Raw genomic sequence first — 21,701 nt, 5'->3', positions numbered from 1 at the left:
GGTAAAGGAAAGGCCCTGGAGATACCCCACAGCCCCGAAAAAAAGCCAGTCAGTTGCTTAACTGACTGGCATTACAGCCCGAAGGCTGCCGTTTCTTTATTCAATTCAGACATCCGCTGAAGCGCTTTAGCCTCAACACATCCCGTCAACTATGACCGCAATTCGTACCTTCCACAAGGTAAATCTCATCTCTTCCTGCCCTGCCTCACAAAAAAGATTCACTGACAAAAACCGACAAAATAACGTGATCTAAATCACACATTTTGACATTAGGTCGGGTATGCTGGAATCACCAAGACGGAAAGACAAGAGGTAAAATTTATGACAATGAACATTACCAGTAAACAAATGGAAATTACTCCGGCAATTCGCCAGCACGTCGCAGACCGTCTCGCCAAACTGGATAAATGGCAAACACATTTGATTAATCCACATATCATCCTGTCCAAGGAGCCCCAGGGTTTCATCGCTGACGCAACTATCAATACTCCAAACGGCCATCTGGTCGCCAGCGCAAAACATGAGGATATGTACACCGCAATCAACGATTTGATCAACAAGCTGGAACGGCAGCTCAATAAAGTGCAACACAAAGGTGAAGCCCGTCGCGCCACAACGTCGGTGAAAGACGCCAGCTTCGCGGAAGAAGTTGAAGAAGAGTAATCCTTTAAATTGAGTGTACCGCCAACGCGCCTTCGGGCGCGTTTTTTATTGACAGGGTGAAAACAGTACGGGTACTTTAACGGTATCAATCACAGGATGACTCTATGAAACTTACTCCGTTCTTCTTCGCATTCTTTTTTACCTTCCCCTGAACGGGAGGCGTTTCGTCGTGTGATAAAGAATGCGAAGACGAACAACAAGGCCTCCCACACCGGGGGGCCTTTTTTATTGATAACGATAAAATGAGACAGGCAACACTATGACACCGGAAAACCCGTTACTGGATCTGCGAGTAAAAATCAGCGCGCTGGATGAAAAATTACTGGCGCTGCTGGCCGAACGTCGCGCCCTCGCCGTTGAAGTGGGCAAAGCCAAGCTGGACTCCCATCGTCCGGTCCGTGATATCGACCGCGAGCGGGATCTGCTGGAACGTCTCATTCAGCTCGGCAAAGCGCATCATCTCGATGCCCACTACATCACCCGGTTGTTCCAGCTCATCATCGAAGACTCCGTTCTGACCCAGCAAGCGCTACTCCAGCAGCACCTCAATAAAACCAATCCGCACTCTGCGCGTATCGCTTTCCTCGGGCCAAAGGGCTCCTATTCTCACCTGGCCGCACGTCAGTATGCCGCACGCCATTTTGAAGAGTTTATCGAGAGCGGCTGCGCGAAGTTTGCCGACATTTTTAACCAGGTCGAGACCGGCCAGGCGGATTACGCCGTGGTGCCGATTGAAAACACCAGCTCCGGCGCCATCAACGACGTCTACGATTTGCTCCAGCACACCAGCCTGTCGCTGGTCGGCGAGCTGACGATCCCTATCGATCACTGCGTGCTGGTCTCCGGCTCAACGGACCTGAACACGATCGAAACGGTCTACAGCCACCCGCAGCCGTTCCAGCAGTGCAGCCAGTTCCTGAACCGCTATCCGAACTGGAAAATTGAGTACACCGAAAGCACCTCGGCGGCAATGGAAAAAGTGGCCCAGGCTAACTCCCCCAACGTTGCGGCGCTGGGCAGCGAAGCGGGCGGCGCGCTGTATGGTTTACAGGTGCTGGAACGCAACCTGGCGAACCAGACGCAAAATATTACCCGCTTCGTGGTGCTGGCCCGCAAGGCAATCAATGTGTCTGACCAGGTACCGGCCAAGACCACGTTGCTGATGGCCACCGGCCAACAGGCCGGTGCGCTGGTTGAAGCCCTGCTGGTGCTGCGTAATCACAATCTGATCATGACCAGGCTGGAATCACGCCCAATCCACGGTAATCCGTGGGAAGAGATGTTCTACCTTGATATCCAGGCCAACCTCGAGTCTGCTTCCATGCAGAAAGCCCTGCGCGAGCTGGGCGAGATCACGCGTTCCATGAAGGTGCTGGGCTGCTACCCGAGCGAAAACGTCGTTCCGGTCGATCCGATCTAACGTTCGATAAAACGGTTTTTCTTCATCCCTGCCACGCTCACCGGCAGGGTGAAGATGGCTCCGGAAAGCGGATACTTCGCCACCTCCTCCGCATCCATATTTTCCCGCGTGGTGGTAATGAACAGCGTTTTCATATCATCGCCGCCAAAGCAGACCATCGTTGGGCAACGCACCGGCATGCGGTATTCTTCCAGTTGCTCCCCTTGTGGAGAAAAACGCGCGATACGCCAGCCGTCAAACAGCGCGCTCCAGTAGCAGCCTTCCACATCCATCGCCGCACCGTCCGGTATCCCCTCGCCCTCTTTAAACTGACGAAATACCTCACGCCTGCCGGGTTCGCCCTGCTCGTTAAGCGGCGTGCGGTAAATTACGCCGTTTGGCGTGTCTGAGGTAAACATCCACTGTTTATCCGGGGTAAACGCTAAGCCGTTGTGCCCATGAATATCGCACTGGATCACTTTCGGCGTCAGGTCGTTGTCGATGCGCATCAGCAGGGCGCCGTTGTAATCTCCCGGCCCCCAGAACGTGCCCGCATAGAACCGGCCCTGATAGTCGGTGCCCCCATCGTTAAAACGCGCCAGCTGCGGGTTAGAGGGGTTATCACACACCTTGCGGCGCAGCAGTCCGTGTTTATCGGTCAGCCAGATGCCCGTGCGCATCGCAACGATAAAACCACCCTGCTCGCGCAGCGCGAAACAGCCCACCTCCTCGTGGAAAGAGAGCACGGTATGTTCCGCCGTCGGCAGGTGGTAGCGGTGGATCTCCCCTTCCAGAATATCAGCCCAGTAAAGCGCATTTTCTTCTGCGCTCCACGTCGGGCATTCGGGCAGATGCCCGGTGTAGTTCAACAGCAGCTGCGGTTCAGCCATGACAGTTCCCCAAAATGAAAAAAGCCAGCATTGCTGGCTTTCAGTATATACATCATTGGATTACTGGCGACTGTCATTTGCCTGGCGCAACAGCGTGCGGCTTTCACTCTGGAAACGCGTGGCGTAATCGCCGAACCAGTGCTCCACTTTGCGGAAGCTGTCGATAAACGCCTGCTTGTCTCCGTGCTCCAGCAGCGTAATGGCTTCGCCAAAGCGCTGATAGTAGCGCTTGATCAGCGCCAGATTATTTTCAGACGACATGATGATGTCGGCGTAAAGCTGGGGATCCTGCGCAAACAGACGCCCGACCATCGCCAGCTCAAGACGATAGATCGGTGAAGAGAGCGCCAGCAGCTGTTCAAGCTGCACGTTCTCTTCCGCCAGATGCAGACCGTAGGCAAAGGTCGCAAAGTGGCGCAGCGCCTGAATGAACGCCATGTTCTGATCGTGCTCGACCGCGCTGATGCGGTGCAGCCTCGCGCCCCAGACCTGAATCTGTTCCAGGAACCATTGATAGGCTTCAGGCTGACGGCCGTCGCAGTAAACCACCACCTGCTTTGCCAGGCTGCCGCTGTCCGGGCCAAACATCGGGTGCAGCCCGAGCACCGGGCCCGTATGCGCAGCCAGCATCGCCTGCAGAGGACCGTTTTTAACGGAAGCCAGATCCACCAGAATGCAGTCTTTTGGTAAAGGAGGAAGCTTCCCGATGATCTGCTCCGTCACGTGGATCGGCACGCTGACGATAACCATTCCGGCATCTTTCATCAGTTCCGGTGCTTGTGCCCAGTCCTCTTTTTCCAGAATGCGCACCTGATAGCCAGAAAGCGTCAGCATTTTCTCGAACAGACGTCCCATCTGCCCTGCTCCGCCAACAATCACCACCGGACGCAGGGACGGACAGAGGGTTTTAAAGCCCTTGTCGTTTTCGCTGGAATAGGATTCCCGCATCACGCGACGCAGAACATCTTCAATCAAATCCGGCGAAACGCCCAGCGCCTGTGCCTCTTTACGACGGGAGGCCAGCATTGATGCTTCGCGCTCCGGGACGTAAATCGGCAGGCCGTATTTGCTTTTCACCTCACCGACTTCGGCAACAAGCGCCATGCGGCGCGCCAGCAGGTCCAGCAGCGCCTTATCCACTTCATCAATTTGATCGCGCAGTGCGGTCAATTCAGCAACCATAACTACCCTCTTAAGCCAGACGCGTCGCCAGCTGGCCGCTTAAATCTTTATGGATCTCACGCAGCAGCGCATCGGTGGTTTCCCAGCTGATGCAGGCATCCGTCACGGAGACGCCGTGCTTCATCGCGCTGCGCGGCTGTTCTGATGACTGATTACCTTCATGAATGTTGCTCTCAATCATCAGGCCGATAATCGAACGGTTTCCGTCTTTGATCTGTGCGACCACGGATTCCGCAACCGCTGGCTGGCGACGGTAATCTTTATTCGAATTACCATGACTGCAATCTACCATCAGTGCCGGACGCAGTCCCGCCTGTTCCATCTCTTTTTCACACTGCGCCACGTCCGCAGGGCTGTAGTTTGGCGCTTTACCGCCGCGCAGGATCACATGACCGTCCGGGTTGCCCTGCGTTTGCAGCAGGCACACCTGGCCCGCCTGGTTGATCCCAACAAAGCGGTGCGGCATGGCGGCGGCGCGCATGGCGTTGATCGCCGTCGCCAGGCTGCCATCGGTACCGTTTTTAAAGCCAACCGGCATCGACAGGCCAGACGCCATCTCACGGTGGGTTTGCGATTCAGTCGTACGCGCACCAATTGCAGACCAGCTAAACAGATCGCCCAGGTATTGCGGGCTGTTTGGATCCAGCGCTTCGGTTGCCAGCGGCAGCCCCATGCTGACCAGTTCCACCAGCAGGCGACGCGCAATCTTCAGGCCTGCTTCCACATCAAACGAGCCATCCATGTGCGGATCGTTGATCAATCCTTTCCAGCCAACCGTCGTACGTGGCTTTTCAAAATAGACGCGCATCACCAGGTAGAGGCTATCGCTGACCTCCTCCGCTAATGCTTTAAATCGACGCGCATACTCAATGGCGGTTTCAGGATCGTGAATAGAGCAAGGACCACAAACCACCAGCAGGCGCGGATCGCGGCCGGCGATAATGTCAGAAATGGTCTGGCGAGAGTGCTCGATCTGAGCCTCCTGCGCGGCGCTCAGCGGAAACTCCGCTTTCAGCTGATCCGGGGTAATCAAAACCTGTTCGTCAGTGATATGTACGTTGTTCAGCGCGTCTTTTTGCATGATAGCGATCCTGTAAAGCTCGTTTGCGATAGTTGTTTTCCTCAGTGAGGTGAAACCACGATACCATAAAAAGTAAACATTTCAATCCAAAATACGTACACATTAGTTTACATTGGCACAATAAAGGCAAAAATCAGCCGCTAAAATCGTAAAGTTTAAATTACACTCTAAATTTCTCCCGCCAGGCTATGCTGAAGAAAAAGGAGAAGGGTTATGCGATCGATTGCTTTCGTCCTGCTGTCGCTGTTTTTATCGGGCTGCCAGATTAATCCTTACACTTTCCAGCCCAACTGGACGAGCCCGGACTGGTTCAGCGCGGGTAAAGAAGACGCCATAAATGGCCTGCCGGTTAAAGATAACCAGACCCTGGCCGATAGTTTTAACGACCCCCACGTCGATCGTAATGAATATCTTCGCGGCTATGCTGATGGTCAGAAGAAAGTGTGTGAAGAAGGCTTTATTCATGCATGGGGATTAGCGGGCAAATCTTATCCAGCCAGTTGTGATACTGTTGAAAATGCAGCGAAACTGCATGCGTCATGGCAAAAAGGAATGGATGAAAGTATGCGTTCCAGCAGGCTTAATTAAGTCTGCTTTTATTCTTTGGAAAATAAACAACTGTAGGATTTAGCTTAGGTCAGCCATGGGCTATTTCTGACATAATGACGGTTCTGATAAACAATGGTATTCTGCCCGCAACTCTTAAGGACATCTATTTCCGGAGCGGTACGGCGGATTCTGGTGAGAAATTTATACTTGAACTCTTTGTTCCGACTCACTCTGGTGCTAATGCTGTTCCTTATGGTGGGCCCGGCGATGGCAGGCGCGCTCACGGATACAGATAAATCGGTACGTTCTATTGTCTCAGGCATAGTGAGCTATACGCGATGGCCGTCGCTTTCCGGTCAGCCTAAACTCTGCATCTATGCCACTTCTCACTATACGCACGCGCTCAGCGAAGACCAGGGGCATAACGAGTTACCTTATACCCCCGTTATTGTACGTAACGATCGGGAAGCCCTGGCCGCGACATGCGATGCTGTTTATTTCGGGACTGAACCACCTGCGAAACAACTTGAATTAATAAGTCAATATCAGGGCAGAGCATTGCTATTAATCTCAGAGCAAAATCCGGAATGTGTTATTGGCAGCGCCTTTTGCCTGATAATCGATCGTGGCCAGGTGCGATTTTCCGTCAATCTGGATGCGTTGACACGCAGTGGCGTCAGGGTTAACCCGGATGTATTGATGCTTGCACGGAATAAGCAGCATGGATAAAGATTTCATCTCGACGCAGCGTCCGACGTTTAAAAGAACGCTGAGGCGAAACAGCATGATAAGCGTCATCATCACAATGACGTTAATATGGCTGTTGCTCTGTTTTGCCTCGGTCGTAACATTAAAACAATACGCGCAAAAAAATCTCGAATTAACCGGCGCCACAATGAGCCACAGCCTTGAAGCCTCTCTGGTTTTCAACGATTCACTGGCGGCCAACGAAACGCTCGCTGCGCTGGGTAAGCAGGGGCAGTTTGCCGCAGCAGAAGTCATCAACGGGCATAAAAAGCGCTTTGCCTACTGGTCCTGGAACCCGAAGGATAATAACGACACGCTGGGGGCGCTGGTCAGCCGCTGGCTTTTCCCCGTTCCGGTTGCGCAGCCCATCCTGCACAACGGCGCGAAGATAGGTGAAATACGTCTTACCGCGCGTGACAGCCTTATCAGCCATTTCATCTGGATGTCGTTTGCCGTCCTCACCGGCTGTATTCTTTTTGCAACCGTCGTCGCGCTCACCATTACCCAGTCTCTGCACCGCGGCATGGTCACTGCGCTGCAAAATATCACCGACGTTGTGCATGACGTCCGCACCAATCGCAACTTTTCCCGTCGGGTGAAAGATGGGCGCATTGAAGAATTCCATCAGTTTGGAGAAGACTTCAACAGCCTGCTGGACGAGATGGAGGAGTGGCAGCTTAAGCTCCAGGCGAAAAACGCTCAACTGCTTCGTACCGCCATGCACGACCCGCTCACCGGTCTTGCTAACCGCGCTGCGTTTCGTAACAGTATTGCGGCATTAATGAATGACCCCTCGGCAAAAACAAACTCGGCCCTGCTCTTCCTCGACGGTGATAATTTTAAGTTTATTAACGACACCTGGGGACACGCGGCAGGAGACTGCGTGCTGATTGAAGTCGCCAGCAGGATGGTGGAATTTGGCGATAAACGCCATCAGTCCTACCGCCTTGGCGGTGACGAATTTGCCATGGTGCTGTACGGGGTGCATTCTGAACCAGAGGTTCAACACATTTGTGCTGCGCTAGCGCAGCAGTTTATCCGTCCGTTTGATCTGCATAACGGACAAAAAGCATCGATGTCACTCAGCATTGGCTTTGCTCTGGCGTGGGAAAATGCTTCCGTGGAAGCATTACTGGAGAGGGCTGACCGCAACATGTACCAGGTTAAAAACCAGCGTACGAAAACAATAAGTTAGAAAGGATACACTATGTTAAAACGTTACTTCGCGCCGTTAGTTATGGCCTCACTGGTTCTGGCAGGCTGTCAGTCGCCGCCCCAGGGCAAATTTACTCCTGAGCAAATCGCGGCGATGAAGTCATACGGTTTTAACGAACTGAACGGCGACTGGTCGCTTGGTATGTCGGACACCATCCTCTTTGATAAGAATGACGCCAGACTGCGTCCGGAAAGTGAAACACAGATCCAGTCCATGGCCTCTCGTCTGGCGAAAACTGGCCTGAATCACGCGCGAATGGACGGTCATACCGATAATTACGGTGAAGCAAGCTACAACGAAGCCCTGTCGTTAAAACGCGCCAATGCCGTGGCCGACGCCTGGGCGAAAGGCGCGAATATCCCGCGCAGCAATCTCTCCACCCGGGGATTAGGCCAAAAATATCCGATTGCGAGCAACAGCACTGCACAAGGGCGCGCTGAAAACCGCCGGGTGTCAGTGGTTATCAGCGCGCCATAGGATTATTTAGCGGATGATTCGGTGAGCGACACGCCTGTTGCCGCTCGCCAGCGCAGCCAGTCAATCAGAACAAACAGCGCCAGACTCACGCCCATCACCGGCAAAGCCAGCCCCAGCAGTGCGCTGATGACCACGGTAACACCTCTTCCCCATCCTGACAGCGCCAGCCAGCTCTGAGTAAGCGTCTGCACCGGATTCATTGCCGACTGTGCCGGACGACGCATCCACCACATCCGGTATCCCCAGATGATAAGCACGCACAGGGCAAGGCCGAAAGCAACGAGCAGCAGCTGATTCACCAGCCCGAATAAGATCCCCATATGGAAATCCACGCCCCAGCGGGTCAGTTTTGCCATGAGCGGGAAGTCCTCGAATCGGGTTCTGTCGAGGATCTGCATCGTACCGGGATCAACCGCAACGGCGTCCACCTGAGTCGGCCAGCTGCGGTCGATTTCCGTCACTGTCCATGCGCGATCCATTGTTTTCGCCGGGCGGATCTCCAGCCTGTTGGCATCAATCCCCGCTTTACGCGCCGCGCTTAACACACCGTCAAACCGAGTCAGATCCATCGCCATTTCCGGCATCACCATTCCGCCGTGATGGCCACGGTGTTCGGCGTGCTCATCCACGCTCTCCGGCACGCCGGATAGCATCGTATTCACCTGCGGGGTTAGCCAGTTCAACTCAGCGCGCAGCTTATCAACATTCCCCCCCGCCCACTGGGACCAGGTCAGGCCGGTTGCAGAGAAGAGCAGCATTCCCCCCAGTAATATCCAGCCGAGCGTCACATGCACCCGACGGCGGTTCTGGAAGCGATTGTTAATCCGGCGTTTTGGTCGGGTATAAAACCACAGGGCAATCCCTCCCAGTGCGGCCACCCACATCCAGGAAGCGGCCAGTTCGCTATAGAGCCGCCCGATATCGCCCAGCATCAGAGAGGTATGCAGATAATCAATGGTCTGACGCAGCGGTAAAATCCCGCTGGTGCCGTACACCGTCATATCCCCCCGCACCGCCAGGCTTACCGGATCGATAAAGATCGCCCGGTTTTCCGAGGGCCCCAGCGTCGGGTCAGCAAACATCACGCGGGTGGTTTCACCTTCAACCAGCCCCGGGCGAACGGCGTGCAAACGCAAATCTGAGCCAACGGCCTTTTCCGCCGTGGCGATTTGTTCCGCCAGCGGCTTCGGTTCGCCCACGGAATTCGTGTGGAGCGCGTCCCGGTAGAGCGCATTCTCGAGCTGCGGGGTCGCCACGTACAGCGTACCGGTCAGCGCGGCGAAGAAGATAAACGGGCCGACAAATAGCCCGACGTAGAAATGGAGACGACGCAGCAGGTTTCCCCATGCCGCGCGCGGAGTGCAGGTAGTCATACTTTTCCTTTTTAAGGCAGAAAGTTATCGATATTTTTTAAAGGGAAAAAGCAGACTGCGGCGGCGGCGCGCGGGTATCAGGGTAAAGCCAGGGGAAAAAGTGCCAGTGGCTGACCGCCTGACGCGGCGGCTTCACACGAAGCCTTTGCAGCATGATACTGAGCAGCACAATCAGCGCGAGCATCACGCCCGGCACGTGGGCTAACAGCACGCAGTAGCCACAGGCTTCCGCATGGTCAACCGGCATCGTGTGCGGCATATCGCCGTGATGCTCGTCCATCGACATCATGCTCATGTCATGATGCATGCCCGGCATGGCGCTCATGGGGTCTTTCTGCAACGAGACGGAGATAAGGGGTGCCACCACGATCAGCAGGATCGCAAACAGCGCGGTCAATGCCGCTGCGCGTTTCCGGTTTTGCTGATGCAGTACGTTATCCACTTCCCCTCCATTCAAGAGGCAAGCATTGTAAATGATTTATGACGAAAGGGTTAATGCGAGAGGTGCGATGGGATAAAAAAAGGGCCAGCCTTTCGGCCAGCCCTTTCTAACAGGATGTCGCTTAAGCGAATCTTAGTTCAGACGCTCTTTAATACGAGCAGACTTACCAGTACGCTCACGCAGGTAGTACAGTTTAGCTTTACGTACAGCACCACGACGTTTAACAGCAATGCTGTCAACTACCGGAGAGTGAGTCTGGAAGACACGCTCAACGCCTTCGCCGTTGGAAATTTTACGAACAGTGAATGCAGAGTGCAGACCGCGGTTACGAATAGCGATAACCACGCCCTCGAATGCCTGCAGACGTTTTTTGGAACCTTCAACAACCCATACTTTCACTTCCACGGTGTCACCTGGACGGAAGGAAGGTACGTCCTGCTTCATCTGCTCTTGTTCAAGTTGCTTAATAATGTTGCTCATAATTTAATCTCTTATCCTGGGTAAACTGATATTCGGGAGCGTATTACGCCTTCCCATCATGTTCATGCTGCTGGTGCGCGTGTTCGGTTTTGAACTCGGCCAGCAACTTTGCTTGCTCTTCAGTCAGAGCCAGGTTTTCCAGAAGTTCAGGTCTTCTAAGCCAGGTTCGGCCCAGCGACTGCTTCAAACGCCAGCGACGTATCTCGGCATGGTTTCCAGACAGTAACACTGCCGGTACTTCCATCCCTTCTAACACTTCAGGACGAGTATAGTGTGGACAGTCCAGCAATCCATCGGCAAAGGAATCTTCCGTTGCCGAAGCTTCATGGCCCAGTACCCCCGGAATAAACCGGGCGACGGAGTCAATCAGCGTCATTGCCGGTAACTCACCACCGCTGAGAACGTAATCGCCGATAGACCATTCTTCGTCAATCTCGGTTTGAATTACGCGCTCATCTATCCCTTCGTAGCGCCCACAGACCAGAATCAGCTTTTGATTCGTCGCCAGTTCGCTCACGCCCGCTTGATCAAGCTTGCGTCCCTGAGGTGACAGATAAATCACCTTTGCGCCTTCACCTGCCGCGGCTTTTGCTGTGTGAATGGCGTCCCGTAAGGGTTGCACCATCATTAACATCCCCGGTCCGCCGCCGTAAGGACGATCGTCCACGGTACGGTGCCGGTCATGAGTAAAGTCACGAGGACTCCAGCTCTGGATGCTCAGCAGGCCATTCTTTACTGCCCGGCCAGTTACCCCGTAATCGGTAATCGCGCGGAACATTTCAGGAAACAGGCTAATTATGCCAATCCACATAGCGCCGTCTTTTACCGTTTATCCGGAGAATTTAAAAACCAGGATCCCAATCTACTTCAATGGTTTGAGTAGCGAGATCGACTTTCTTGATAACCTGTCCATCGAGGAACGGGACCAGCCGCTCCTTGATGCCAAATGCATCTTTCAGGTTTGCCTTAATGACGAGAACGTCATTTGACCCGGTTTCCATCATATCGATGACTTTCCCCAGGCTGTAACCTTCAGTGGTGACTACCTGGCAGCCCATAAGGTCTTTCCAGTAGTAGTCGCCCTCTTCCAGCTGTGGCAACTGCGACGAATCCACGACAATTTCACAATTAGTCAGCGCATTCGCGGCATCACGATCGTCAATGCCTTTCAGCTTGATGATGATGTCCTGATTGTGGTGACGCCAGCTTTCCAGCTCGACCTCTTCCCACTTACCGGCTTTCTGGATGAACCAGGGCTGGTAATCAAAAATGCTATCAGCGTCTTCAGTGGAGGAAAACACTCTGAGCCAACCACGGATACCGTAGCAAGAACCCATTTTTCCCAATACGATCGGTTCAACAGGTGCTTTATTGCTCATCATGACCACCGTGACAGATTAAGCTGCTTTGTTTGCTGCTTTGATCAGCGTAGCAACGCGATCGGAAACAGTAGCGCCCTGGCCAACCCAGTGAGCGATACGATCCAGATCCAGACGAGTTTCTTCTTCTGCGCCAGAGGCCAGTGGGTTGAAGAAACCAACGCGCTCGATGAAGCGACCGTTGCGTGCATTACGGCTGTCAGTCACAACAACCTGGTAGAACGGACGCTTTTTAGCGCCGTGACGTGCTAAACGAATAGTTACCATAACATCCTCTTGTGTGAATAAAACAACCGGGCCCCATCGAGGAACGGAGCCCGGGTGTCATATTAAAAGCCCGAAAATTTTACTCATTTTCGGGCAAAAAGCAATCTCAAAAGCGATTAACGCCCTGGAAAACCGGGAGGCATCATGCCTTTCATGCCGCGCATCATCTTCGCCATGCCGCCTTTCTTCATTTTCTTCATCATGCGCTGCATGTCGTCGAACTGTTTCAGAAGGCGGTTAACGTCCTGCACCTGCATGCCGCAACCGGCAGCGATACGGCGCTTACGGGAACCTTTGATGATTTCTGGCTTGGCTCGTTCTTTCAGCGTCATGGAGTTAATGATCGCCTCCATACGCACCAGCACTTTGTCATCCATCTGGGATTTAACGTTGTCAGGGATCTGGCCCATGCCCGGCAGTTTGCCCATCAGGCTTGCCATGCCGCCCATGTTTTTCATCTGACGCAGCTGCTCAAGGAAGTCGGTCAGATCGAAACCGTCACCTTTTTTCAGCTTGCTGGCGAGCTTTTCAGCCTGCGCGCGGTCGACCTTGCTCTCGATATCTTCGATCAGCGACAGCACGTCGCCCATGCCAAGGATACGGGAGGCGATACGGTCCGGGTGGAACGGCTCCAGCGCTTCGGTTTTCTCGCCCACGCCGAGGAACTTGATCGGCTTACCGGTGATATGACGAATAGAAAGCGCCGCACCGCCGCGGGCGTCGCCGTCGACTTTGGTCAGCACCACGCCGGTTAACGGCAGCGCTTCGTTAAACGCTTTCGCGGTATTCGCCGCATCCTGACCGGTCATGGCGTCAACGACAAACAGGGTCTCTACCGGGTTGATAGAAGCGTGCACCTGCTTGATTTCGTCCATCATCGCTTCGTCAACGTGCAGACGACCGGCGGTATCCACCAGCAGCACGTCGTAGAATTTCAGCTTCGCTTCTTTCAGCGCGGCGTTAACGATGTCGACAGGCTTCTGGGCAACGTCGGACGGGAAGAAGTCCACGCCGACCTGCTCGGCCAGCGTTTCCAGCTGCTTGATCGCCGCCGGGCGATAGACGTCCGCAGAGACCACCAGCACTTTCTTCTTGTGCTTTTCGCGCAGGAATTTACCCAGCTTACCGACGCTGGTGGTTTTACCCGCACCCTGCAGGCCCGCCATCAGCACCACGGCCGGCGGCTGAGCCGCCAGGTTAAGCACCTGGTTCTCTTCGCCCATCGCCGAAACCAGTTCGTTACGAACGATTTTGACGAACTCCTGACCAGGGGTCAGGCTCTTGTTAACTTCATGACCAACCGCCTTCTCTTTTACGCGGTTGATAAAATCACGAACAACCGGCAACGCCACGTCTGCTTCCAGCAGCGCCATGCGCACTTCGCGCAGCGTTTCCTTGATGTTCTCTTCAGTAAGGCGTCCGCGGCCGCTGATGTTGCGCAGCGTGCGCGACAAACGATCGGTTAAATTATCAAACATTGTCTCTCGCCTGAGTAGAAACGTTGGGCCGCATTGAGCGACACATACACAGAATTTTGCCGGAGTATAACATGAAGGCGCCTTTGTTGTTATGCAACGGTTGGAGCAGGCGTCACGTAACGTTATACTGCTTCTCTTTCTTATTAAGACAACTGTCGATGCCTATATGCCTGTTTTCGCACTGATCGCCCTTGTTGCCTACTCTGTCAGCCTCGCGCTGATTATTCCCGGACTGCTGCAAAAAAACAGCGGCTGGCGGCGCATGGCCATTCTTTCGGCGGTCATCGCACTGATAAGCCACGCGTTTGCGCTGGAATCACGCATCATTCCCGGCGACGGCAGCGTGCAAAACCTGAGCGTCCTCAACGTCGGCTCGCTGGTCAGCCTGATGATCTGTACGGTAATGACCATCGTCGCGTCTAAAAATCGCGGCTGGCTGCTGCTGCCGATTGTCTATACCTTCGCGCTGATCAATCTGGCTTTAGCCACTTTTATGCCTAATGAATTCATTACGCATCTGGAGGCGACGCCGGGGATGCTGGTGCACATCGGCCTGTCACTGTTCGCCTATGCGACGCTGATCATCGCCGCGCTTTACGCCATGCAGCTCGCCTGGATTGATTACCAGTTGAAAAACAAAAAGCTGGCGTTCAACCATGAAATGCCGCCGCTGATGGTCATTGAGCGTAAGATGTTCCACATCACCCAGATAGGCGTGGTGCTGCTGACCCTCACGCTTTGCACCGGCCTGTTTTACATGAAGAACCTGTTCAGCGTGGAGAATATCGATAAAGCAGTGCTCTCCATCATCGCGTGGTTTGTCTATATTGTCCTGTTGTGGGGCCATTATCATGAAGGCTGGCGCGGTCGTCGCGTCGTCTGGTTCAACGTCGCGGGTGCGGGCATTCTCACCCTTGCCTATTTTGGCAGCCGCTTCATACAGCAATTTGCTGGCTAAGTTATAAAAGGAGTTCCCCCTGGAACACATCTCTACCACCACGCTGATCGTTATCCTGATCGTCATGGTGGTCATCTCCGCCTATTTCTCCGGCTCGGAAACCGGCATGATGACCTTAAACCGTTACCGGTTGCGTCATCGTGCTAAACAGGGTAACCGTGCCGCCCGCCGCGTTGAAAAACTGCTCCGCAAGCCGGATCGGCTGATAAGCCTGGTACTTATCGGCAACAACCTTGTCAATATTCTGGCCTCAGCCCTCGGCACCATCGTTGGGATGCGCCTGTACGGCAATGCCGGGGTAGCGATTGCCACCGGCGTGCTGACGTTTGTGGTGCTGGTGTTTGCCGAAGTGCTGCCAAAAACCATCGCCGCGCTTTACCCGGAAAAGGTGGCCTACCCGAGCAGCTTCCTGCTGGCACCGCTGCAGATCCTGATGATGCCGCTGGTCTGGCTGCTGAACATGGTCACGCGCGTTTTGATGCGGATGGTGGGGATCAAAGCCGACGTCACTATCAGCAGCGCGCTCAGCAAAGAAGAGCTGCGCACCATCGTGAACGAATCCCGCTCGCAGATCTCCCGGCGCAATCAGGATATGCTCCTGTCGGTGCTGGATCTGGAAAAAGTGAGCGTGAACGACATCATGGTGCCGCGCAACGAAATCGTCGGTATCGACATCAACGACGACTGGAAAGCCATTGTCCGCCAGCTGACGCACTCTCCGCATGGACGCATCGTGCTCTATCGCGACTCGCTGGATGACGCCATCAGCATGCTGCGCGTGCGCGAAGCCTACCGTCTGATGACCGAGAAAAAAGAGTTCACCAAAGAGGTGATGCTGCGCGCCGCCGACGAGATTTACTACGTGCCGGAAGGTACGCCGCTCAGCACGCAGCTGGTTAAATTCCAGCGCAACAAGAAAAAAGTCGGCCTGGTGGTCAACGAGTACGGCGATATTCAGGGCCTGGTGACGGTCGAAGATATTCTGGAAGAGATTGTCGGAGACTTTACCACATCGATGTCCCCTTCCCTCGCGGAGGAAGTGACTCCGCAGAACGACGGTTCGGTACTGATTGACGGTAGCGCGAACATCCGTGAACTCAACAAAGCCTTTAACTGGCATTTGCCGGAAGATGAAGCTCGTACCATGAACGGGATGATTCTGGAAGCGCTGGAAGAGATCCCAGCGGCGGGCACGCGGGTGCGCATTGAGCAGTACGATATTGATATCCTGGACGTGCAGGACAATATGATTAAGCAGGTGAAGGTGCTGCCCGTCACGCCACTTCGGGAAAGTATTGCCGAGTAAAGCGTAGGCCGGGTAAGGCGAATGCCGCCACCCGGCACTACAGGTAGCAAATTAGGCTTTCGCTTTCGCCACGGTCACCATCGCAGCGCGAATGGTACGGCCGTTCAGGGTATAACCTTTCTGCATCACGCCCAGCACTTTACCGGCTTCAATCTCTTCAGATTCCACCATCGCAATGGCCTGGTGAACGTTTGGATCCAGCGGCACATCGGTATCCGCAATCACTTCCACGCCAAACTTACGCACCACGTCGAGCATGGATTTCAGCGTCAGTTCGATACCTTCGATCATCGCCGCGTTGTCCGGATTCGCTTTGTCAGCCACTTCCAGCGCGCGGTCGAGGCTATCGATCACCGGCAGCAGTTCGTTGACGAATTTCTCCAGCGCAAATTTATGCGCCTTCTCAACGTCCTGCTCGGTGCGACGACGCAGGTTTTCCATTTCCGCCTTGATGCGCAGAACGGTGTCGCGTTCGCGATTCTGTGCTTCTACCAGTTGGGCTTCCAGATTCGCAATTTTTTCATCGCGCGGGTCCACCTGCTCAGCAGATGCGTCTGGCTCTACAGCCTCAACTTCATCGTGCTGTTCCGTGATAATTTCTTCAGGGGCTTGCCCCTCAGGCGTTTTCTGTTCTTTACTACTCATGAATTTCTCCGCGTTTTTCTGCATTCATCTCGCTAACTTCGCTTATTATGGGGATCAGTTTCCTGGATTCAAGGGAACAAGAGAGATTGTCATCATTCATCAGGCACAAGGACCTCCAGAAAATGAATAATCATTTCAGGTGTATTGGGATCGTCGGGCATCCGCGTCACCCTACCGCATTGACGACACATGAAATGTTGTATCGCTGGTTGTGTAGCAAAGGCTATGAAGTGATGGTCGAGCAGCAAATTGCGCAGGAACTGCAGCTGAAGAGCGTCAAAACCGGCACGCTGGCGGAAATTGGCCAACAGGCCGATCTCGCCGTGGTGGTGGGCGGCGATGGCAACATGCTCGGCGCGGCACGCACGCTGGCGCGTTATGACATCAAGGTCATCGGTATCAACCGCGGCAATCTCGGCTTTTTAACCGACCTCGACCCGGACAACGCGCAGCAACAGCTGGCCGACGTGCTGGAAGGTCATTATATCAGCGAAAAACGCTTTTTACTGGAAGCGCAGGTGTGCCAGCAGGACTGTCAGAAGCGCATCAGCACCGCGATTAACGAGGTGGTGCTTCATCCCGGCAAAGTGGCACACATGATTGAGTTCGAAGTTTATATCGACGAAATCTTTGCCTTTTCCCAGCGTTCTGACGGGTTGATTATCTCCACCCCGACCGGCTCAACCGCCTACTCGCTTTCTGCGGGCGGCCCGATCCTGACGCCCTCTCTGGATGCTATTACGCTAGTGCCGATGTTCCCGCACACGCTCTCCGCGCGCCCGCTGGTGATTAACGGCGACAGCACGATACGTCTGCGCTTCTCGCACCGCCGTAACGACCTGGAGATCAGCTGCGACAGCCAGATCGCGCTGCCAATCCAGGAAGGTGAAGATGTTCTTATTCGCCGGTGTGATTACCACCTGAACTTGATTCACCCGAAAGATTACAGCTATTTCAACACATTAAGCTCGAAGCTTGGCTGGTCAAAAAAATTGTTCTGATTTTGCATCCAGTACTTTACTGTATAAAAAACCAGTTTATACTGTATGAAAACACAGTCATGGTTTTTCATACAGGAAAACAATTATGCTGGCACAACTGACCATCAGCAACTTTGCCATTGTTCGTGAGCTTGAGATCGATTTCCACAGCGGCATGACGGCGATCACCGGCGAAACCGGTGCGGGTAAATCCATTGCCATTGATGCCCTCGGCTTGTGCCTTGGCGGCCGTGCAGAGGGCGACATGGTGCGCATGGGCGCAAACCGTGCCGATCTTTGCGCACGTTTCTCCCTGAAAGATACCCCTGCAGCCCTGCGCTGGCTGGAACAAAATCAGCTCGAAGATGGACGTGAGTGTTTACTTCGCCGCGTGATCAGCAGCGACGGGCGCTCCCGTGGCTTTATCAACGGCACGGCAGTCCCGCTCTCCCAGCTCCGCGAACTCGGTCAGCTGCTTATCCAGATCCACGGTCAGCACGCGCATCAGCAACTCGTCAAACCAGAACAGCAGAAAGCCCTGCTTGATGGCTATGCGGGTGAGTACGCGCTTACTCAACTTATGGCGGAGCACTACCGCCAGTGGCATCAGAGCTGCCGCGAGCTCGCCCAGCACCAGCAGCAAAGCCAGGAGCGCGCCGCGCGTGCGGAGCTGCTGGCGTACCAGCTTAAAGAGCTGAACGAATTCAACCCGCAGGCGGGTGAGTTTGAACAAATTGACGAAGAGTACAAGCGCCTCGCCAACAGCGGCCACCTGCTCTCAACCAGCCAGAATGCCCTCAACATGCTGGCAGATGGCGAAGACGTTAACCTGCAGAGCCAGCTGTACAATGTCCGTCAACTGGTCACCGAACTGGCCGGCATGGACAGTAAACTTTCTGGCGTACTGGATATGCTGGAAGAGGCCGCGATTCAAATCTCAGAAGCCAGTGACGAACTGCGTCATTATTGTGAACGGCTGGACCTCGACCCGAACCGCCTGTTTGAGCTGGAGCAGCGCCTTTCTCGTCAGATTTCACTGGCGCGCAAGCACCATGTCACGCCGGAAGAACTACCAGGCTATTATCAGTCTCTGCTCGAAGAACAGCAGCAGCTTGACGATCAGGCGGATTCGCAGGAAACCCTCTCTCTGGCAGTGAACCTGCATCATCAGCAGGCGCTGACCACGGCGAAAAAACTGCATGAGATCCGTCAACATTACGCTCAGGAGCTAAGCCAGCACATCACCGACAGCATGCACACGCTGGCGATGCCGCACGGTGTATTCACTATTGATGTCCGTTTTGAAGAGAACCACCTGACGGCAGAAGGAGCGGATCGCATCGAGTTCCGCGTCACCACCAACCCGGGGCAGCCGCTGCAGGCCATCTCCAAAGTGGCATCCGGCGGTGAACTGTCGCGTATTGCGCTAGCGATTCAGGTGATTACCGCGCGTAAAATGGAAACCCCGGCGCTGATTTTCGATGAAGTGGATGTCGGCATCAGCGGCCCAACGGCGGCAGTGGTGGGTAAACTGCTGCGCCAGCTAGGTGAATCAACGCAGGTGATGTGTGTCACCCACCTGCCGCAGGTTGCGGGCTGTGGTCATCATCACTTTATTGTCAGTAAAGAAACCGACGGCGAAATGACCGAAACGCACATGAAGCCGCTGGATAAACGCGCGCGTCTGCAGGAGCTGGCACGACTGCTCGGAGGCAGTGAAGTCACGCGTAATACGCTCGCGAACGCGAAAGAACTGCTGGCGGCATAAACTTTTTCGGGATCTCAGGGTCATACAGAACAACAAAAACGCCGCCAGACCGGTTTCAAAGTGGGGCAAGGTCTATTATCATCGGCATATTACATATGAGCCGCGTTCTGCTCGGGCCCGAAAAGGAATCAAATCACTATGCGTTGTAAAATGCTGACCGCTGCCGCAGCGGTTCTTCTGATGTTGACCGCAGGCTGTTCCACTCTGGAGAAAGTGGTTTACCGTCCTGACATCAACCAGGGGAACTACCTTACCCCTAACGATGTGTCCAAAATCCGCGTGGGGATGACACAACAGCAGGTCGCTTATGCACTGGGAACCCCGATGATGACCGATCCGTTCGGCACTAACACCTGGTTCTATGTATTCCGTCAGCAGCCAGGCCACGAAAGCGTGACCCAGCAGACCCTGACGCTGACCTTCAGCAGCGCCGGTGTGTTGACCAACATCGACAACAAACCTGCCCTGACAAAATAATCAGAAGCCAGAAATGCAAAAAGGTGCTCAACGAGCACCTTTTTTGTTTTTCTTTATCCCTTCCCCCCTTTGGGAAGAGGAACAGGGTGAGGGGAAACACGCTACTTAGCAGACTTCTCCGCGCGCTGGCGACGAAGCTCTTTCGGGTCGGCAATCAGCGGACGATAAATCTCGACCCGGTCGCCCTCCCTCAGCACATCGCCCAGCTTCACCGGACGGCTGTAAATCCCGATCTTATTCTTCGCCAGGTCGATATCGCTGCGAAGCTCAAGGATGCCAGACGCGCGGATAGCCGCCTCAACGGTGGCCCCCTCTTCCAGCATTACGCGCTGTAGGTACTGCTTCTCCGGCAGCGCGTAGACCACTTCTACAGCAATCTTATGCGACACTGTAAACCTCTTTGGCGCGGGTGGTAAACGCCTGAACCATATTTGACGCCAGCTCTTTAAAGATGCGGCCAAACGCCAGCTCAATTAGCTTATTGGTGAACTCAAAGTCCAGATGGAACTCGATGCGGCAGGCGTCAGCACTCAGTGGCGTAAACTTCCAGCCACCCATCAAGGTTTTAAATGGACCATCCACCAGATGCATCAAAATACTCTGATTGTTAGTCAGCGTATTGCGGGTGGTGAACGTCTTGCTGATCCCCGCTTTGGAGACATCCACCGCCGCAGTCATCTGCGTCGGGCCAGACTCCAGAACGCGGCTCCCGGTACATCCCGGGATAAACTCTGGATAAGACTGAACATCGTTCACTAACTGATACATTTGTTCCGCGCTGTAAGGAACGAGCGCAGTACGGCTAATCTGAGGCATAGCATTTTCCATGGTCACACAACGGATAAATAATAACATTTATCACCTGTTAAAAAAACGCTAAGCCTCATCTCGTGCTAAGATAGCGCGTTAGACCTCACAGGACGCAATGAGGTGACTTTTTGAAATCAGATTACCGACGGCTTTACGACACTTATGACGAAGAAAAAAGCACATAAACCAGGCTCGGCGACCATTGCGCTCAACAAGCGTGCTCGCCACGAGTATTTCATTGAAGAAGAATTCGAAGCTGGCCTTGCGTTGCAGGGCTGGGAAGTAAAATCGCTGCGCGCCGGGAAAGCCAACATCGGCGACAGCTACGTGATCCTTAAAGATGGCGAAGCCTTCCTGTTCGGCGCGAACTTTACGCCGCTGACCGTCGCCTCGTCGCACTACGTATGTGACCCAACGCGCACCCGTAAGCTGCTGCTGAACAAGCGTGAGCTGGAATCCCTCTACGGACGCATCAACCGTGAAGGTTTCACCGTGGTCGCCCTGTCACTGTACTGGAAAAATGCCTGGTGCAAAGTGAAAGTTGGCGTCGCGAAAGGTAAAAAACAGCACGACAAACGTACTGACCTGAAAGAACGCGAGTGGCAGTTGGATAAAGCGCGCATTATGAAAAACGCAGGACGTTGATTCTGCACACTTATTGTACTATTCAATAAGTTAGCGTTCCGGGCTGGTATCCAGGAAGTGAAATCTGGTATACTTAGTTCAACACTATTGGGGCTGATTCTGGATTCGACGGGATTTGCGAAACCCAAGGTGCATGCCGAGGGGCGGTTTGCCTCGTTAAAAGCCGCAAAAAAATAGTCGCAAACGACGAAAACTACGCTTTAGCAGCTTAATAACCTGCTCTGAGCCCTCTCTCCCTAGCTTCCGCTCTTAAGACGGGGATCAAAGAGAGGTCAAACCCAAAAGAGATCGCGTGGAAGCCCTGCCTGGGGTTGAAGCGTTAAAACTAATCAGGCTAGTTCGTTAGTGGCGTGTCTGTCCGCAGCTGGCGTGCGAATGTAAAGACAAACTAAGCATGTAGTACCGAGGATGTAGAAATTTCGGACGCGGGTTCAACTCCCGCCAGCTCCACCAAAATTCTCCATCGGTGATTACCAGAGTCATCCGATG

At 54.0% G+C, this 21,701-nt stretch carries 26 protein-coding genes, 1 other RNA gene and 1 other annotated feature; of the genes, 14 read left to right on the top strand and 13 right to left on the bottom strand.

All coding sequences use genetic code 11. From position 1 onward, the window contains the following. Positions 1–321 precede the first annotated feature (321 nt). The 3 genes from raiA to pheA all read left to right on the top strand — a co-directional run bounded on the left by raiA (position 322) and on the right by pheA (position 2,083). Positions 322–663: a ribosome-associated translation inhibitor RaiA gene (raiA, locus tag IM299_RS16200; RefSeq protein WP_008502470.1), complete on the top strand. Its 342-nt coding sequence runs from the start codon at positions 322–324 to the stop codon at positions 661–663. Positions 664–766: 103 nt separating this feature from the next. Continuing rightward, positions 767–892 (top strand) — a sequence feature (Phe leader region). Continuing rightward, positions 768–815: a pheA operon leader peptide PheL gene (pheL, locus tag IM299_RS16195; protein ID WP_100249759.1), complete on the top strand. Its 48-nt coding sequence runs from the start codon at positions 768–770 to the stop codon at positions 813–815. Its footprint overlaps the feature before it by 48 nt. 30 nt (positions 893–922) lie before the next feature. Continuing rightward, the gene (pheA, locus tag IM299_RS16190; protein WP_023325894.1) at positions 923–2,083 is read left to right on the top strand and encodes a bifunctional chorismate mutase/prephenate dehydratase; all 1,161 of its coding nucleotides are present in this window, start codon (positions 923–925) and stop codon (positions 2,081–2,083) included. Here the strand turns inward: pheA and IM299_RS16185 are convergent. The 3 genes from IM299_RS16185 to aroF are packed head-to-tail and all read right to left on the bottom strand — an operon-like array spanning position 2,080 to position 5,215. Further along, positions 2,080–2,952, bottom strand: a complete 873-nt coding sequence (locus tag IM299_RS16185) for an SMP-30/gluconolactonase/LRE family protein (protein WP_193357804.1) — start codon at positions 2,950–2,952, stop codon at positions 2,080–2,082. The two genes, pheA and IM299_RS16185, sit on opposite strands and share 4 nt — an antisense overlap. Positions 2,953–3,012: 60 nt before the next feature. Beyond that, positions 3,013–4,134: a bifunctional chorismate mutase/prephenate dehydrogenase gene (gene tyrA, locus IM299_RS16180; protein ID WP_028014119.1), complete on the bottom strand. Its 1,122-nt coding sequence runs from the start codon at positions 4,132–4,134 to the stop codon at positions 3,013–3,015. A gap of 10 nt (positions 4,135–4,144) precedes the next feature. Next, complete coding sequence (gene aroF / locus IM299_RS16175) at positions 4,145–5,215, bottom strand: 3-deoxy-7-phosphoheptulonate synthase AroF (RefSeq protein ID WP_041908638.1); 1,071 nt, start codon at positions 5,213–5,215, stop codon at positions 4,145–4,147. 213 nt (positions 5,216–5,428) lie between these two features. Between aroF and IM299_RS16170 the strand changes: the two genes are divergently transcribed. The 4 genes from IM299_RS16170 (at position 5,429) to IM299_RS16155 (ending at position 8,204) form a co-directional block, all read left to right on the top strand. After that, positions 5,429–5,803 carry a DUF2799 domain-containing protein gene (locus tag IM299_RS16170; RefSeq protein WP_041908636.1) on the top strand — a complete coding sequence of 125 codons (375 nt, stop codon included), beginning with the start codon at positions 5,429–5,431 and terminating at the stop codon, positions 5,801–5,803. Positions 5,804–6,031: 228 nt separating this feature from the next. Further along, complete coding sequence (locus IM299_RS16165) at positions 6,032–6,493, top strand: YfiR family protein (protein WP_370567652.1); 462 nt, start codon at positions 6,032–6,034, stop codon at positions 6,491–6,493. Next, positions 6,486–7,706 carry a diguanylate cyclase DgcN gene (gene dgcN, locus IM299_RS16160; protein WP_049136910.1) on the top strand — a complete coding sequence of 407 codons (1,221 nt, stop codon included), beginning with the start codon at positions 6,486–6,488 and terminating at the stop codon, positions 7,704–7,706. Before IM299_RS16165 ends, dgcN begins: the two co-directional genes overlap by 8 nt. A gap of 12 nt (positions 7,707–7,718) precedes the next feature. Then, positions 7,719–8,204 carry an OmpA family protein gene (locus IM299_RS16155; RefSeq protein ID WP_045260862.1) on the top strand — a complete coding sequence of 162 codons (486 nt, stop codon included), beginning with the start codon at positions 7,719–7,721 and terminating at the stop codon, positions 8,202–8,204. A 2-nt stretch (positions 8,205–8,206) separates the two neighbouring features. Here the strand turns inward: IM299_RS16155 and IM299_RS16150 are convergent, their stop codons facing one another. The 7 genes from IM299_RS16150 to ffh all read right to left on the bottom strand — a co-directional run bounded on the left by IM299_RS16150 (position 8,207) and on the right by ffh (position 13,623). Further along, the gene (locus tag IM299_RS16150) at positions 8,207–9,577 is read right to left on the bottom strand and encodes a PepSY domain-containing protein (RefSeq protein WP_193357803.1); all 1,371 of its coding nucleotides are present in this window, start codon (positions 9,575–9,577) and stop codon (positions 8,207–8,209) included. A 37-nt stretch (positions 9,578–9,614) separates the two neighbouring features. Beyond that, the gene (locus IM299_RS16145; protein WP_193357802.1) at positions 9,615–10,019 is read right to left on the bottom strand and encodes a DUF2946 domain-containing protein; all 405 of its coding nucleotides are present in this window, start codon (positions 10,017–10,019) and stop codon (positions 9,615–9,617) included. Positions 10,020–10,151: 132 nt separating this feature from the next. Then, the gene (gene rplS, locus IM299_RS16140) at positions 10,152–10,499 is read right to left on the bottom strand and encodes a 50S ribosomal protein L19 (RefSeq protein ID WP_002914145.1); all 348 of its coding nucleotides are present in this window, start codon (positions 10,497–10,499) and stop codon (positions 10,152–10,154) included. A 43-nt stretch (positions 10,500–10,542) separates the two neighbouring features. After that, the gene (trmD, locus tag IM299_RS16135; RefSeq protein WP_003863138.1) at positions 10,543–11,310 is read right to left on the bottom strand and encodes a tRNA (guanosine(37)-N1)-methyltransferase TrmD; all 768 of its coding nucleotides are present in this window, start codon (positions 11,308–11,310) and stop codon (positions 10,543–10,545) included. Between the two features lie 31 nt (positions 11,311–11,341). Continuing rightward, on the bottom strand, positions 11,342–11,881 hold the full coding sequence (rimM, locus tag IM299_RS16130) for a ribosome maturation factor RimM (protein WP_028014127.1): 540 nt from the start codon (positions 11,879–11,881) through the stop codon (positions 11,342–11,344). Positions 11,882–11,896: 15 nt separating this feature from the next. Further along, positions 11,897–12,145: a 30S ribosomal protein S16 gene (gene rpsP, locus IM299_RS16125; RefSeq protein ID WP_022649067.1), complete on the bottom strand. Its 249-nt coding sequence runs from the start codon at positions 12,143–12,145 to the stop codon at positions 11,897–11,899. A gap of 116 nt (positions 12,146–12,261) precedes the next feature. Continuing rightward, the gene (gene ffh / locus IM299_RS16120) at positions 12,262–13,623 is read right to left on the bottom strand and encodes a signal recognition particle protein (protein WP_003863132.1); all 1,362 of its coding nucleotides are present in this window, start codon (positions 13,621–13,623) and stop codon (positions 12,262–12,264) included. 166 nt (positions 13,624–13,789) lie between these two features. On the opposite strand from ffh, the gene IM299_RS16115 reads away from it, so the two are divergent. Both IM299_RS16115 and IM299_RS16110 read left to right on the top strand, forming a co-directional pair. Further along, entirely contained in the window at positions 13,790–14,581 is a 792-nt protein-coding gene (locus tag IM299_RS16115) for an inner membrane protein YpjD (protein WP_032645009.1), read from the top strand. Between the two features lie 19 nt (positions 14,582–14,600). After that, complete coding sequence (locus tag IM299_RS16110) at positions 14,601–15,887, top strand: HlyC/CorC family transporter (RefSeq protein WP_032644905.1); 1,287 nt, start codon at positions 14,601–14,603, stop codon at positions 15,885–15,887. Positions 15,888–15,938: 51 nt separating this feature from the next. Here the strand turns inward: IM299_RS16110 and grpE are convergent, their stop codons facing one another. Next, positions 15,939–16,532 (bottom strand): nucleotide exchange factor GrpE, encoded by a 594-nt coding sequence (grpE, locus tag IM299_RS16105; protein WP_032644906.1) that lies wholly within the window; start codon positions 16,530–16,532, stop codon positions 15,939–15,941. A 122-nt stretch (positions 16,533–16,654) separates the two neighbouring features. On the opposite strand from grpE, the gene nadK reads away from it, so the two are divergent. From nadK to bamE, 3 genes are all read left to right on the top strand, one after another. After that, complete coding sequence (gene nadK, locus IM299_RS16100) at positions 16,655–17,533, top strand: NAD(+) kinase (RefSeq protein ID WP_008502500.1); 879 nt, start codon at positions 16,655–16,657, stop codon at positions 17,531–17,533. An 85-nt stretch (positions 17,534–17,618) separates the two neighbouring features. Then, positions 17,619–19,280: a DNA repair protein RecN gene (gene recN, locus IM299_RS16095; RefSeq protein WP_048957964.1), complete on the top strand. Its 1,662-nt coding sequence runs from the start codon at positions 17,619–17,621 to the stop codon at positions 19,278–19,280. 138 nt (positions 19,281–19,418) lie between these two features. Then, positions 19,419–19,757, top strand: a complete 339-nt coding sequence (bamE, locus tag IM299_RS16090; RefSeq protein ID WP_028014132.1) for an outer membrane protein assembly factor BamE — start codon at positions 19,419–19,421, stop codon at positions 19,755–19,757. A 101-nt stretch (positions 19,758–19,858) separates the two neighbouring features. On the opposite strand, the gene IM299_RS16085 is transcribed toward bamE, so the two are convergent. Further along, complete coding sequence (locus IM299_RS16085) at positions 19,859–20,146, bottom strand: RnfH family protein (RefSeq protein ID WP_193357801.1); 288 nt, start codon at positions 20,144–20,146, stop codon at positions 19,859–19,861. Next, positions 20,136–20,573, bottom strand: a complete 438-nt coding sequence (locus IM299_RS16080; protein ID WP_008502504.1) for a type II toxin-antitoxin system RatA family toxin — start codon at positions 20,571–20,573, stop codon at positions 20,136–20,138. Before IM299_RS16080 ends, IM299_RS16085 begins: the two co-directional genes overlap by 11 nt. 156 nt (positions 20,574–20,729) lie before the next feature. On the opposite strand from IM299_RS16080, the gene smpB reads away from it, so the two are divergent. After that, on the top strand, positions 20,730–21,212 hold the full coding sequence (gene smpB, locus IM299_RS16075; protein ID WP_008502505.1) for an SsrA-binding protein SmpB: 483 nt from the start codon (positions 20,730–20,732) through the stop codon (positions 21,210–21,212). 89 nt (positions 21,213–21,301) lie between these two features. Then, positions 21,302–21,665: a transfer-messenger RNA gene (ssrA, locus tag IM299_RS16070) on the top strand. The last annotated feature ends 36 nt before the right edge of the window (positions 21,666–21,701 follow it).

Origin of the sequence: Enterobacter cloacae complex sp. P47BA, assembly GCF_014930485.1 — a bacterium.
Taxonomy (GTDB): Bacteria; Pseudomonadota; Gammaproteobacteria; order Enterobacterales; family Enterobacteriaceae; genus Enterobacter; species Enterobacter bugandensis.
Note: the sequence above shows the minus strand (reverse complement) of the source record. Positions and strands in the feature narration are given on the sequence as shown.

Bases quoted from the DNA above. Each gene is read 5' to 3' on its own strand.
- raiA (WP_008502470.1), top strand. From the start codon at position 322: ATGACAATGAACATTACCAGTAAACAAATGGAAATTACTCCGGCAATT.
- pheA (WP_023325894.1), top strand. From the start codon at position 923: ATGACACCGGAAAACCCGTTACTGGATCTGCGAGTAAAAATCAGCGCG.
- IM299_RS16185 (WP_193357804.1), bottom strand. From the start codon at position 2,952: ATGGCTGAACCGCAGCTGCTGTTGAACTACACCGGGCATCTGCCCGAA.
- tyrA (WP_028014119.1), bottom strand. From the start codon at position 4,134: ATGGTTGCTGAATTGACCGCACTGCGCGATCAAATTGATGAAGTGGAT.
- aroF (WP_041908638.1), bottom strand. From the start codon at position 5,215: ATGCAAAAAGACGCGCTGAACAACGTACATATCACTGACGAACAGGTT.
- IM299_RS16170 (WP_041908636.1), top strand. From the start codon at position 5,429: ATGCGATCGATTGCTTTCGTCCTGCTGTCGCTGTTTTTATCGGGCTGC.
- IM299_RS16165 (WP_370567652.1), top strand. From the start codon at position 6,032: ATGGCAGGCGCGCTCACGGATACAGATAAATCGGTACGTTCTATTGTC.
- dgcN (WP_049136910.1), top strand. From the start codon at position 6,486: ATGGATAAAGATTTCATCTCGACGCAGCGTCCGACGTTTAAAAGAACG.
- IM299_RS16155 (WP_045260862.1), top strand. From the start codon at position 7,719: ATGTTAAAACGTTACTTCGCGCCGTTAGTTATGGCCTCACTGGTTCTG.
- IM299_RS16150 (WP_193357803.1), bottom strand. From the start codon at position 9,577: ATGACTACCTGCACTCCGCGCGCGGCATGGGGAAACCTGCTGCGTCGT.
- rplS (WP_002914145.1), bottom strand. From the start codon at position 10,499: ATGAGCAACATTATTAAGCAACTTGAACAAGAGCAGATGAAGCAGGAC.
- trmD (WP_003863138.1), bottom strand. From the start codon at position 11,310: ATGTGGATTGGCATAATTAGCCTGTTTCCTGAAATGTTCCGCGCGATT.
- rimM (WP_028014127.1), bottom strand. From the start codon at position 11,881: ATGATGAGCAATAAAGCACCTGTTGAACCGATCGTATTGGGAAAAATG.
- rpsP (WP_022649067.1), bottom strand. From the start codon at position 12,145: ATGGTAACTATTCGTTTAGCACGTCACGGCGCTAAAAAGCGTCCGTTC.
- ffh (WP_003863132.1), bottom strand. From the start codon at position 13,623: ATGTTTGATAATTTAACCGATCGTTTGTCGCGCACGCTGCGCAACATC.
- IM299_RS16115 (WP_032645009.1), top strand. From the start codon at position 13,790: ATGCCTGTTTTCGCACTGATCGCCCTTGTTGCCTACTCTGTCAGCCTC.
- grpE (WP_032644906.1), bottom strand. From the start codon at position 16,532: ATGAGTAGTAAAGAACAGAAAACGCCTGAGGGGCAAGCCCCTGAAGAA.
- nadK (WP_008502500.1), top strand. From the start codon at position 16,655: ATGAATAATCATTTCAGGTGTATTGGGATCGTCGGGCATCCGCGTCAC.
- recN (WP_048957964.1), top strand. From the start codon at position 17,619: ATGCTGGCACAACTGACCATCAGCAACTTTGCCATTGTTCGTGAGCTT.
- bamE (WP_028014132.1), top strand. From the start codon at position 19,419: ATGCGTTGTAAAATGCTGACCGCTGCCGCAGCGGTTCTTCTGATGTTG.
- IM299_RS16080 (WP_008502504.1), bottom strand. From the start codon at position 20,573: ATGCCTCAGATTAGCCGTACTGCGCTCGTTCCTTACAGCGCGGAACAA.
- smpB (WP_008502505.1), top strand. From the start codon at position 20,730: ATGACGAAGAAAAAAGCACATAAACCAGGCTCGGCGACCATTGCGCTC.